General features: G+C 66.8%; 11 protein-coding genes and 1 pseudogene. 11 read left to right on the forward strand and 1 reads right to left on the reverse strand.

The window, feature by feature from the left end:
• From A5781_RS13660 to A5781_RS13710, 11 genes and pseudogenes are all read left to right on the forward strand, one after another.
• A pseudogene (locus A5781_RS13660) lies at positions 1-225 on the forward strand (MCE family protein); the annotation flags it as partial.
• Positions 222-1,262: a virulence factor Mce family protein gene (locus tag A5781_RS13665; protein ID WP_067206597.1), complete on the forward strand. Its 1,041-nt coding sequence runs from the start codon at positions 222-224 to the stop codon at positions 1,260-1,262. The pseudogene A5781_RS13660 and the gene A5781_RS13665, both read left to right, overlap by 4 nt.
• Entirely contained in the window at positions 1,259-2,851 is a 1,593-nt protein-coding gene (locus tag A5781_RS13670; RefSeq protein ID WP_067206600.1) for a virulence factor Mce family protein, read from the forward strand. Before A5781_RS13665 ends, A5781_RS13670 begins: the two co-directional genes overlap by 4 nt.
• On the forward strand, positions 2,848-4,461 hold the full coding sequence (locus A5781_RS13675; protein ID WP_067206603.1) for a virulence factor Mce family protein: 1,614 nt from the start codon (positions 2,848-2,850) through the stop codon (positions 4,459-4,461). Before A5781_RS13670 ends, A5781_RS13675 begins: the two co-directional genes overlap by 4 nt.
• Before the next feature lie 116 nt (positions 4,462-4,577).
• Positions 4,578-5,729, forward strand: a complete 1,152-nt coding sequence (locus A5781_RS13680) for a virulence factor Mce family protein (RefSeq protein ID WP_067206607.1) — start codon at positions 4,578-4,580, stop codon at positions 5,727-5,729.
• Complete coding sequence (locus A5781_RS13685; protein WP_067206610.1) at positions 5,723-7,273, forward strand: virulence factor Mce family protein; 1,551 nt, start codon at positions 5,723-5,725, stop codon at positions 7,271-7,273. The genes A5781_RS13680 and A5781_RS13685 overlap by 7 nt, the downstream gene beginning before the upstream one ends.
• Entirely contained in the window at positions 7,243-8,082 is an 840-nt protein-coding gene (locus tag A5781_RS13690; protein WP_067206614.1) for an Mce protein, read from the forward strand. The genes A5781_RS13685 and A5781_RS13690 overlap by 31 nt, the downstream gene beginning before the upstream one ends.
• On the forward strand, positions 8,079-9,050 hold the full coding sequence (locus A5781_RS13695; protein WP_067206617.1) for an RDD family protein: 972 nt from the start codon (positions 8,079-8,081) through the stop codon (positions 9,048-9,050). The genes A5781_RS13690 and A5781_RS13695 overlap by 4 nt, the downstream gene beginning before the upstream one ends.
• The gene (locus A5781_RS13700) at positions 9,047-9,601 is read left to right on the forward strand and encodes a mammalian cell entry protein (protein WP_067206620.1); all 555 of its coding nucleotides are present in this window, start codon (positions 9,047-9,049) and stop codon (positions 9,599-9,601) included. The genes A5781_RS13695 and A5781_RS13700 overlap by 4 nt, the downstream gene beginning before the upstream one ends.
• Entirely contained in the window at positions 9,568-10,278 is a 711-nt protein-coding gene (locus tag A5781_RS13705; RefSeq protein WP_067206623.1) for a mammalian cell entry protein, read from the forward strand. Before A5781_RS13700 ends, A5781_RS13705 begins: the two co-directional genes overlap by 34 nt.
• A gap of 18 nt (positions 10,279-10,296) precedes the next feature.
• Positions 10,297-10,971, forward strand: a complete 675-nt coding sequence (locus tag A5781_RS13710) for a YoaK family protein (protein ID WP_067206626.1) — start codon at positions 10,297-10,299, stop codon at positions 10,969-10,971.
• On the opposite strand, the gene A5781_RS13715 is transcribed toward A5781_RS13710, so the two are convergent.
• A complete protein-coding gene (locus tag A5781_RS13715; protein ID WP_156624628.1) occupies positions 10,964-12,073 on the reverse strand; it encodes a phosphodiester glycosidase family protein in 1,110 nt (369 codons plus the stop codon). The two genes, A5781_RS13710 and A5781_RS13715, sit on opposite strands and share 8 nt — an antisense overlap.
• Positions 12,074-12,087 lie beyond the last annotated feature (14 nt).

Below are 12,087 nucleotides of genomic sequence, written 5' to 3' on the forward strand. Positions count from 1 at the left end.
CCGTACACCTACCCGGAAAACCTGCCGCGGGTGAACGCGCGCGGCGGCCCGGGGGGCGCCCCCGGTTGCTGGCAGCAGATCACCCACGACCTGTGGCCCGCACCCGAATTGGTGATAGACAGCGGCAACAGCCTCGCGCCGTACAACCACCTCGACACCGGATCCCCATACGCCATCGAATACGTCTGGGGCCGCCAAGTAGGGGATAACACGATCAACCCATGAAAATCACCGGAACCATCGTCAGGCTCAGCATCTTCTCGTTCGTGCTGCTGGTCTTCACTGTGATGATCGTCGTCGTATTCGGCCAGATGCGGTTTGACCGGACGAACGGCTACTCGGCGGACTTCACCAACGTCAGCGGGCTGCGGGCCGGCCAATTCGTCCGCGCCTCCGGCGTCGAGATCGGCAAGGTCAGTGCCGTGAAGGTTATCGACGGCGGCAAGCGGGCGCGGGTCGAGTTCAACATCGACCGCTCGGTGCCGCTGTACCAGTCGACGACCGCGCAGATCCGGTACCTCGACCTGATCGGTAACCGCTACCTGGAGCTCAAGCGCGGCGAAGGTGAGGGCGCCGAGAAGGTCCTGCCGCCCGGCGGCTTCATCCCAACGTCGCGGACCTCGCCGGCGCTCGACCTCGACGCCCTGATCGGTGGTTTCAAACCGCTGTTCCGGGCGCTGGACCCGCAGAAGGTGAACACCATCGCGACGTCTCTGATCACCGTGTTCCAGGGTCAGGGCGGCACCATCAACGACATCCTCGACCAGACCGCGCAGCTGACCAACCAGCTGGGTGAGCGGGACCAGGCGATCGGCGAGGTCATCAAGAACCTGAACATCGTGCTGGACACCACGGTTCGCCACCGACAGCAGTTCGACCAGACGGTCAACAACCTCGAGGTCCTCATCACCGGACTGAAGGACCACGGTGACCAGCTGGCCGGCGGCACCGCGCACATCAGCAACGCGGCCGGGACGGTCGCCGACCTGCTCGCGGAGGACCGCGGGCTGCTGCACAACACCCTCAACTATCTGGATGCGGTCCAGCAGCCGCTCATAGACCAGCGCGATCAGCTGAACGACTTCCTCAAGAAGGTGCCCACGGCGTTGAACATGATCGGGCGCGCCATCGGCTCCTACGGCGACTTCGTGAACTTCTACGCCTGCGACATCACGCTGAAGATCAACGGGTTGCAGGCCGGCGGCCCGGTCCGCACGGTCCGGCTTTTCCAGCAGCCGACGGGTAGGTGCACGCCGCAATGAGAACACTGGAACCGGCCAACCGGGTTCGCATCGGGCTGATGGGCATCATCGTGACGCTGCTCGTCATCGGCGTCGGTCAAAGCTTCACGAGCGTGCCGATGCTGATGGCCAAACCGCACTACTACGGCCAATTCACCGATACCGGGGGTATCGGTGTCGGTGACAAGGTGCGAATCGCCGGCGTGGACGTCGGCAAGGTCGAGGCGCTCAATATCGAGGGCGACCACATCCTGGTCAAATTCAATCTCGGCACCGCAACCATCGGCACCGAGAGCCGGCTGGCGATCAAGACCGACACCATCCTCGGGAAGAAGATCCTGGACGTCGAGGCCCGAGGCAATCAGCAACTGAGGCCCGGAGACTCGTTACCGATTGGTCAGAGCACGACGCCCTACCAGATCTACGACGCGTTCTTCGACGTCACCAAGGCGGCCCAGGGCTGGAACATCGACACGGTCAAGGAATCGCTGCACGTGCTGTCGCAGACCATCGACCAGACCTATCCGCACCTGAGCGCGGCGCTCGACGGCGTCGCCAAGTTCTCCGACACGATCGGAAAGCGCGACGAGCAGGTCAAGCACCTGCTCGCCCAGGCCAACCAGGTGGCCAGCGTCCTCGGTGACCGTAGCGAGCAGGTCGATCGCCTGCTGGTCAACACGAAGACGTTGCTGGCCGCCTTCAACGAACGCGGCCAGGCCATCAATGCGTTGTTGGCGAACGTCGCCGCCTTCTCCGAACAGGTCAAGGGCTTCATCAACGACAACCCGAACCTCAACCACGTGCTCGAACAGCTGCGCACCGTCAGCGACATCTTGAAGGAGCGCAAGGACGACGTCGCTGCGGGGCTCACCGAGGTCGGCAAGTTCCTGCCGTCGCTGAACGAGGCCATCGCGTCGGGACCGTTCTTCAAGGTGGTCCTGCACAACCTCGCGCTGTACCAGATCATCCAGCCGTGGGTCGACGCCGCCTTCAAGAAGCGCGGCATCGACCCGGAGAACTTCTGGCGCAGCGCCGGACTGCCCGAATTCCGGTGGCCCGACCCCAACGGCACCCGATTCCCCAACGGGGCACCGCCACCGGCACCCCCGGTGCTGGAGGGCACGCCGGAGCACCCGGGGCCGGCCGTCCCGCCGGGATCGCCATGCTCCTACACCCCGGCCAACCCCGGCGGCAACGTCACCGTCGGCGACGAGGGCCTGCCGCGGCCGTGGAATCCGCTGCCGTGCGCCGGTGGGGGCATCGGACCGTTCGGCGGCCCGGGCTTCCCGGCGCCGGTCGACGTGCTGACCTCGCCACCGAACCCGAACGGTCTGCCGCCGACCCCGGGCATCCCGATCGCCGGCCGGCCGGGCGACCCTGTCCCGGACGTCCCGGGGACGCCCGTGCCGCTGCCGCCGCAGGCACCGCCGGGCGCGCGCACCGAGAACCTGGCGCCGGCCGGACCGACGCCGCCGCCGTCGACGTTCGCGCCCGGGTTCCCGCCGGGACCGGCGGCGCCACCCGGACCCGGCGAGCAACTGCCGGCACCCTTCATCAACCCGGGCGGATCGGGAGGCAGCGGCGCTGCCGGGGGAGGTAGCCAGAATTGAGCACCGCCTTTGATATCCGAAACATCCGGCTACCGAAGCTGACCCGGGCGACCGTCATCCTCGGGTCGCTGGTGATCGTGCTGGCCCTGGTCGTCGGGTTCGTCGGCTGGCGGCTCTACGAGAAGCTGACCAACAACACGGTGGTGGCCTACTTCCCGGCGGCCAACGCGCTCTACCCGGGGGACAAGGTCCAGATCATGGGATTGCGGGTCGGCGCGATCGACAAGATCGAGCCCGCCGGCGACAAGATGAAGGTCACCTTCCACTACGAGAACAAGTACCGGGTTCCCGCCAACGCCAACGCGGTGATCCTGAACCCGACGCTGGTGGCGTCGCGGGCCATCCAGTTGGAACCGGCCTACAAGGGTGGGCCGGTGCTGGCCGACAACGCCGTGATCCCCGAGGAGCGCACGCAGGTTCCGGTGGAGTGGGACCAGCTGCGCAACAGCATCACGAACATCATCTCCAAGCTGGGCCCCACCCCCGAGCAGCCGACGGGCCCGTTCGGTGAGGTCATCGAGTCCTATGCCAACGGGTTGGCCGGCAAGGGCAAGGAATTCAACACGACGCTGAGCAACCTGTCGCAGGCGTTGACCGCGTTGAACGAGGGGCGCGGCGACTTCTTCGCGGTGGTGAAGAGCCTGGCGCTCTTCGTCAACGCGCTGCACAAGGACGACCAGCAGTTCGTCGCGCTGAACGAGAACCTGGCGGACTTCACCACGCGGCTCGCGCACAACGACCACGACCTTTCGAACGCGATCGAGCAGTTCGACGGTCTGCTGTCCACCGTGCGCCCGTTCCTGAACAAGAACCGCGAGGTGCTGACCTACGACATCAACAACCTGGCGACGGTGACGAACACGATCCTGCAGCCGGACCCGCTGAACGGGCTGGAGACCGCGCTGCACGTCCTCCCGACGGCCGCGGCGAACATCAACCAGATCTATCACCCGTCGCACGGGTCGGTGGTCGCCATCCCGGCGATCACGAACTTCGCCAACCCGATGCAGTTCATCTGCAGCTCGATCCAGGCGGGTAGCCGGCTCGGGTATCAGGAGTCGGCCGAGCTGTGCGCGCAATACCTGGCGCCGATCCTCGATGCGATCAAGTTCAACTACCTGCCGTTCGGCGTGAACCTGTTCAGCACCGCCGAGACCCTGCCCAAGGAAGTCGCCTACTCGGAAGATCGGCTGCACCCGCCCAACGGATACAAGGACACCACCGTGCCCGGCATCTGGGTCCCGGACACCCCGACGTCGCACCGCAACACCCAGCCCGGCTGGATCGTCGCGCCCGGGATGCAAGGCCAGCAGGTCGGGCCGATCACCGCGGGTTTGATGACCCCGGACTCGCTGGCCGAGCTCATGGGAGGCCCCAACATCGCGCCCGTCCAGTCGAACCTGCAGACGCCGCCGGGGCCGCCGAACGCATACGACGAAAACCCGATCGTGCCGCCCATCGGCCTGAACGCGCCGGTGCCCATCCAGCCGCCGCCGCCCGGACCGGGCGTGGCCCCGGGTCCGGTGGCCCCGACGCCGGCGCCGGTCGCGGCGCCCGCCCCGAACGCCGGTGGGCCGGCGGTGCCGACTGACTTCGGGGGTGGCCAGTGAGGCGCGAGACGAGCGCGGTAGGCGCGAGGAGCAAGCCGAACCGACGGCCACTGAGGCGCGGGACGAGCGCGGTAGGCGCGAGGAGCAAGCCGAACCGACGGCCAGTGAGGGGCGCAATGAGTCTGGTTCGCCGCCGGGCCTGGCAGGCGATGGTCCTGCTGGTGGCCGCGCTGGTGCTGAGCTCGTGCGGCTGGCGCGGGATCTCCAACGTCGCGATGCCCGGTGGCCCGGGCAGCGGCTCGGGCGCCATGACGATCTACGTGCAGGTGCCGGACACCCTGGCGATCAACGGCAACAGCAAGGTGATGGTCGCCGACGTCTTCGTCGGGTCGATCAAGTCCATCCAGTTGAAGAATTGGATCGCCACCCTGACGCTGGGTGTCGACAAGAACACCAAGCTGCCCAAGAACGCCATCGCCAAGATCGGCCAGACCTCGCTGCTGGGTTCCCAGCACGTCGAGCTAGCCTCACCGCCGAACCCGTCGCAGGAACTGCTCAAGAGCGGCGACACCATTCCGCTGAAGAATTCCTCGTCGTATCCCACCACCGAGCAGACCCTGGCCAGCCTCTCGCTGATCCTGCGCGGCGGCGGCATCCCCAACCTGGAGGTGCTGCAGAACGAGGTCTACAACATCTTCAACGGGCGGGGCGAGGCGATCCGGTCGTTCCTCGGCAAGCTGGACACCTTCACCGACCAGCTCAACCAGCAGCGCGATGACATCACCCACGCGATCGACTCGACCAACCGGCTGCTCACCTACGTGGGTGCCCGGGCCGACGTCCTCGATCGGGTGCTCACCGACATCCCGCCGCTGATCAAGCATTTCGCCGACACCAAGAACCTGCTGATCAACGCCGTCGACTCGGTGGGACGACTCAGCCAGGCCGCCGACCAGTACCTGTCGGAAGCCCGCGGGCCGCTGCACACCGACCTGCAGGCGCTGCAGTGTCCGCTCAAAGAGCTGGGCAAGGGCTCGCCGTATCTGATCGGCGCGCTGAAGCTGATCCTGACGCAGCCCTTCGACATCGACACCGTGCCGAAGATCTTCCGCGGTGACTACATCAACATTTCGCTGACGCTCGACGTGACCTACAGTTCCGTCGACAACGCGTTCCTCACCGGCACCGGATTGTCGGGGGCCCTGCGAGCGCTCGAGCAGTCGTTCGGGCGTGATCCCGAGACGATGATCCCCGACGTCCGCTACACGCCGAACCCGAATGACGCGCCCGGTGGGCCACTGGTGGAAAGGGGGGACAGGAATTGCTGACTCCTTTCATCAGACGCCAGTTGATCGCGTTCGGAATCCTGACGGTCATCTCGCTGCTCGTGCTCGGGGTGTATTACCTGCAGATCCCGAGCCTGGTGGGCATTGGGCGGTACACGCTGAAGGCCGACCTGCCCGCGTCGGGCGGTCTGTATCCGACGGCGAACGTCACGTATCGCGGCATCACCATCGGCAAGGTCACCGACGTGGAGCCGACCGAGCGGGGCGCCAACGCGACGATGAGCATCGACAGCCGCTACAAGATCCCGACCGACGCGACGGCCAACGTGCACTCGGTGTCGGCCGTCGGTGAGCAGTACCTGGACCTGGAGTCGACCGGGAACCCGGGCAAGTTCTTGTCGGACGGTCAGACGATCACGAAGGGCACGGTGCCCGCCGAGATCGGGCCGGCGTTGGATACGGCCAACCGCGGGCTCGCCGTGCTGCCCAAGGACAAGATTGCCCAACTGCTGGATGAGACAGCGCAATCCGTGGGTGGGCTGGGTCCCGCCCTACAGCGACTGGTCGACTCCACGCAGGCGATCGTCGGCGATTTCAAGACCAACATCACCGACGTGAACGACATCATTCAAAACTCGGGCGGGGTGCTGGACAGCCAGGTCAAGTCGGGCGATGCCATCGAACGCTGGGCGCGCAACCTGAACAAATTGGGCGCGCAGTCCGCGCAGGAAGACCAGCACGTGAAAAGCGTGCTGCGCCAGGCGGCGCCGACGGCCGATCAGGTCAACGAGGTGTTCAACGACGTGCGGGATTCGCTGCCGCAGACGCTGGCGAACCTCGAGGTGGTGTTCGACCTGCTCAAGCGCTACCACACCGGCCTGGAACAGGTCCTGGTGTTCCTGCCGCAGGGCGCGTCGATCGCCCAGACGGTGGCCGCGCCGTTCCCCAACATGGCGGCACTGGACCTGGCGTTGTCGATCAACCAGCCGCCGCCGTGTCTGACCGGCTTCATCCCGGCATCGGAGTGGCGGTCCCCGGCTGACACCAGCCTGCAGCCGTTGCCGTCGGGCACGTACTGCAAGATTCCGATGGACACCCCGGCCAACAGCGTGCGCGGATCGCGCAACATCCCTTGTACCGACATCGAGGGGAAGCGGGCGGCCACCCCCCGGGAATGCCGCGACCCGCACCCGTACGTCCCGGCCGGGACCAACCCCTGGTACGGCGACCCCAACCAGATCGTGACCTGCCCGGCGCCCTCGGCCCGCTGTGACCAGCCGGTGAAACCTGGTCAGGTGATCCCGGCGCCGTCGATCGACACCGGCCTGAACCCGGCACCCTCGGACCGGGTGTCGGGGACGCCTCCGCCGACCAGCGACCCCTTGTCGCGGCCGGGGTCGGGTACCGTGCAGTGCAACGGCCAGCAGCCCAACCCGTGTGTCTATACCCCCGGTGGACCTCCCGTGGCGGTCTATAGTCCCCAAAGCGGTCAACTGGTAGGGCCAGACGGAGTTAAGTACTCCGTCGAGAACTCGGCCAGAACAGGAGACGACGGATGGAAGGAGATGCTGGCGCCAGCCGGCTGAACCCCCCACCCATGCCGAAGTTTCGTCGTCTGCGCAGACGGCGTCCGAAGAACCAGGACCCGGCGATCGCCGCCGACCCGACCAATCCCGACGTGACGGCCGAGGATTCGGCCGAACCCGAGGACGCCACCGAAGCGACCATCGCCGACGGGACGGGCTCGATCGACGAAGCGGAGACGGCCGAGGAGCCGTCGGCCGGCGAGGCAGCCGCGGCTGAACCCGAGGCTGCCACCGAGGAGGCCGGTCCCGAGACCGCCGCCGACGAGCCGCCGGAATCCGAGGCCGAGCCCGGGGCGGTCGCCGCACGCGGTCCGTCGCGGTTGGGCCGCGGCTGGTTGGCCGGCATCGCGGCGGTGCTCGTGCTCTGCGCCGCGGGCGTCGGCGCCGGTGGATATTTCGCGTTGCGCTACCACCACGAAAGCCAGGCGATAGACCGCAACGACGCCGCTGCGCTCAAGGCGGCCGTCGACTGCGTTTCGGCGACCCAGGCACCCGACACCAACGCGATGGCGGCGAGTGAGCAGAAGATCATCGACTGCGGCACCGACGCATTCCGCTCGCAAGCCCTGCTCTACACCAGCATGCTCGTCCAGGCGTATCAGGCCGCCAACGTTCACGTCCAGGTGTCCGACATGCGGGCGGCGGTCGAACGCAACAACCCCGATGGTTCGGTCGAGGTGCTCGTCGCGGTCCGCGTCAAGGTCGCTAACGACCAGACACAGAACGAAACCGGGTACCGCCTTCGCGTGAAGATGGCCCAGGCCGAAGGGCAATACAAGATAGCCAAGCTCGACCAGGTGACGAAGTGACGGTGGTGGTCGAGAAACCACCGGCCGCGGCCGTCCAGGAGTCCCCGCGGAAGGCGTTGGCGCCGTGGCATGTTCGTGCCGGCGCGCTCGCCGTCGACGTCCTTCCCGGTACTGCGGTGGTGGCGACGATGGCGCTGGCCGGTTTCACCGTTCCGGCCGGCGGCGTGTGGTGGTGGCTGTGCATCGCGGTCATCGGGGTCGTCGTCCTGCTCGTGTTGGTGAACCGGCTGCTGCTGCCGACAGTCACCGGCTGGAGTGTGGGACGGGCTCTGTTTGGCATCGGGGTGGTGCGTCGCAACGGTGAACCCATCGGGCCGTGGGGGCTGTTGCTGCGGGACCTGGCGCACCTGCTCGACACCGTATCGGTGGTGGGATGGCTTTGGCCGCTGTGGGATTCGGGACGCCGCACCTTCGCCGACATGCTGCTGCGCACCGAAGTGCGGCGGCGGGAATCGGCCGAGCCGGCGTTCGACGTGCGGCGGTGGACGACGGTGGTGGTGCTGGGCGCGGCGGGACTTTGCCTCGCGGGTGCGGTGATGAGCTATGCGGCGGTGTTCTCACGGGATCGGGCCACCGACCAAACGCGCGCGCAGCTTGACACGCAGGGCCCGAAGATCGTCGCGCAGATGTTGACCTACGACCCGAAATCGTTGCACGACGATTTCAATCGCGCCCTGTCGCTGGCGACCGACAAATACCGGAAGCAGCTGGCCGACCAGCAGGACATGGTGCAGAAGGGCAACCCGGTCATCAACGAGTACTGGGTGACCGACCACGCGATCCAGTCCGCGTCGCCCGATCGGGCGACGATGCTGATGTTCATGCAGGGGCGGCGCGGCGCGGCACCCGATGAACGCTACATCTCCGCCACCGTTCGGGTGACTTTCGTCAAAGCCGGCGGCGGCCGTTGGCTCGTCGACGATCTCACGGTGCTCACCAAGCCCAAACCGCCCGGGAACGGAAAATGAGCCCCCGCCGCAAGTTTCAGCCGGGTGAGGAGCCGCTGCTGGTCGCGCACCCGGTGCCGCCGGGGCGCCCGTGGGGCCTGCCGTTGGCCACCGCCCTCGCCGCGCTCGTCATGACGGCCGCGATCACGGTGTGCACCCTGATGCTCATCAACCATCAAAGCCGCGAGCGCGCCGCGTCGAAGAATCGCGAGGTGCTCAGCTACGTGACCGGCTTCATGACGCAGTTCACCTCCATCGATCCATTCCATGCCAACGACTACGTGATGCGGGTACTCGCCCAGGCGACCGGCGACTTCGCCAAGGAGTACCGCGACAAGGCGAACGAGATCTTGCTGCAGGTGGCCCGGGCCGAACCGGCCACCGGCACCGTCCTGGACGCGGGGGTGGAGCGATGGAACGACGACGGCAGCGCCACCATCATCGTGGCCACCTCGGTCAGCTCGAAATCGCCAGACGGTAAACAAGTTTGGGAAAACGCCAATCGGTGGACGGCGACCGCGACGCAGGAAGGAAGCCAGTGGAAGATCAGCAACCTGCAGCAGGTGATCTAACCGCCCACGGGAGCGCCGCCGCAGAGGAGCCGGCGCCCGAGGAGCGCGCCGAGCCGGCGGACGTCGACGAAGACTCCTCTGCCGCAGCGGAATCCACGACCGAAAGCGGTGACGCCGAGCCGGCGAAGGCGCAAGCCGGCGGTCGCAAACGACGCAAATGGCTCGCCGGCAAGCGGCTGGCCATCACCGTCGTCGTGGCCGCGTTGCTGTTCGTCGGTTCGGCGGCGTTCGCCGGCGCGGCGGTGCAGCCGTATCTGAGCGATCGGGCCGCCGCGGCGACGAAACTCAAAGTGGCGCGGACCGCTGCCGACGCGATCACCACCTTGTGGACGTACACGCCGGAGAACATGGACACCCTCGCCGACCGCGCGTCTCGCTACCTCAGTGGGGATTTCGAGGCGCAATACCGTAAGTTCGTCGACGCCATCGTGGCCCCCAACAAGCAGGCCAAGATCACCAACCACACCGATGTCACCGGCGCGGCGGTCGAGACGATCGACGATGCCAATGCCGTTGTCATCGTGTACACCAACACCACGTCCACCAGCCCGCTGACGAAGAACGTGCCGTCGCTGAAGTACCTGTCCTACCGGCTGTTCCTGAAGCGTGCGAAGAGCCGCTGGCTGGTGACCAGGATGACGACGATCACGTCGCTGGATTTGACGCCGCACGTTTAACGCGGTCTGCTGCGACCCATGGCCGTTACCTCGCCGGTGTCGGAGCGATCGACCGTCGCGGCTTTGTTGCTGTTGACCTTCGCCACGGGCCTGGCGGACTCGATCAGCATCCTGGTGCTCGGCCACGTGTTCGTCGCCAACATGACGGGAAACGTTATCTTCCTGGGTTTTTGGCTGGCGCCCAGGACGAGCATCGACCTGACGGCGGTCGTGGTCGCGCTGCCCACGTTCGTGTGCACCACGATCCTCAGCGGCCGGATATCCCGGCACTTCGCCGACCAGACGTTACGGTGGATCACGACCGTATTGTCAACGGAGATCACCCTTTTGGTGGCGTTGGCGGTGCTGGCGGGCACCGGGGCCCTGCGGTATCACGACAACACCAAGCTGATCATGATCGGCATCCTCGCGGTCACGTTCGGTCTGCAGCACTCGAGCGCCCGCCAGTTCGGCATCCAGGAGCTGTCCACCACGGTGCTGACGTCGACGATCGTCAGCCTCGGTCTGGACAGCCGCCTGGCCGGCGGCACGGGCGACCGGCAAACGTTGCGTCTGGGCGTCGTGTTGACGATGTGTGCCGGCGCGTTCCTGGGTGCGACGATGTCACGATTCGTCGTCGCACCCGTGTTCGCCGTCACGGCGGCGGTGGTGGCGGCCAGCCTCTTGATATTCCGCTTGGGCCGGGCTAGTTGAACGCCAGCCAGCTGGGCAGCGCCCGCTCGTGCGAATCGCAGAGCACCTGCCGGGTGTCGCAGTTTCCCCGCGGCGAGCCCGCGCCGGCCCACATGCCGCCGGTGTCGCGGCGCAACACGATGGCCGACGACCCGCCCCCGTCGAGCAGCACGGCGTTGTCGCTGCCCAGTCCGCGGAACAGGTCTTGCATGTTGTCCGGCGTGTAGCTGCCGCCCTCGAAGACGTACATCTCGTCCTTCTGCCTCGAGTACGCCAGAGCCGTTCGCGCGGCGCTCGGTCCACTGTCGTGCAGCTGCCCGGTCTGGCCGGGCGCCAACAGCCCGATACCGGATACCGCCACGAACCGCTCGTTCTTGTTCAGCAGATCCTCGACCACCGGAGTCGCGGAATCGTAGTCGCTCTTGGTTTTGGGCCACACCACATACGGCGCACCGCTAGACGGCAGGATCATCGTCGTCAGGGCGCTCCAGTTTTCGCCGCCGCCGGACAGGCCCTGCTTGCCGGGGTAGGCGACGGTACCGGTGACGGCCTGGTTGGCTCGGCCCTGGCCGTGGGTGTTGTCCACGAAGGCGCCCAGCGGTGAGCTGCAGCCGCTCTGGCGCCACGAGCCTGCCTTCTGCCCGCGCACGTCGAAGAAGTTCGCGTTGATCGCGATCGTCGGTTGGCCCATCCGCTGCCACGCCTGCAGTGGCGCATAGAGTTCCGATGCCTGCCAGAGCCCCTCGCCGGTGCGGGCCCCCGGATTGTTCTCGCAGCGGGCCTGATCGCCCCGATGGGTGTCGACCAGCAGGTGGGGCGAGAGCCGTCCCGCCGCGTTCTTGATGATCATCAGGTGGCCGCCGTTGTTCATCTCATACCAGCTACCGCCGGCGTTGAGCATCGGCGCGGGGTGACCGGGGCCGAAGTTATAGACCAGGTAGGAACCCTTGGTGGTGTTGATGGCGTTCGCCAGCAGATCGCGGCCGTCGGCGGCGTGCGCGAGCGGCTGTCCCGTCGTGCACGCCAGGGCGACCCACGCAACCGCGGCGGTGCAGCCGGAAACCAGCCGGCGCAAGCCGGCGCGTCGGGTCAGCACGATCGCCCTTTCCGCCCTGATCTGGATGCAACATCAACATC

Origin of the sequence: Mycobacterium sp. 852002-30065_SCH5024008, assembly GCF_001665645.1 — a bacterium.
GTDB classification, from domain to species: domain Bacteria; phylum Actinomycetota; class Actinomycetes; order Mycobacteriales; family Mycobacteriaceae; genus Mycobacterium; species Mycobacterium paraffinicum.

Bases quoted from the DNA above. Each gene is read 5' to 3' on its own strand.
- A5781_RS13710 (WP_067206626.1), top strand. From the start codon at position 10,297: ATGGCCGTTACCTCGCCGGTGTCGGAGCGATCGACCGTCGCGGCTTTG.
- A5781_RS13690 (WP_067206614.1), top strand. From the start codon at position 7,243: ATGGAAGGAGATGCTGGCGCCAGCCGGCTGAACCCCCCACCCATGCCG.
- A5781_RS13670 (WP_067206600.1), top strand. From the start codon at position 1,259: ATGAGAACACTGGAACCGGCCAACCGGGTTCGCATCGGGCTGATGGGC.
- A5781_RS13700 (WP_067206620.1), top strand. From the start codon at position 9,047: ATGAGCCCCCGCCGCAAGTTTCAGCCGGGTGAGGAGCCGCTGCTGGTC.
- A5781_RS13680 (WP_067206607.1), top strand. From the start codon at position 4,578: ATGAGTCTGGTTCGCCGCCGGGCCTGGCAGGCGATGGTCCTGCTGGTG.
- A5781_RS13665 (WP_067206597.1), top strand. From the start codon at position 222: ATGAAAATCACCGGAACCATCGTCAGGCTCAGCATCTTCTCGTTCGTG.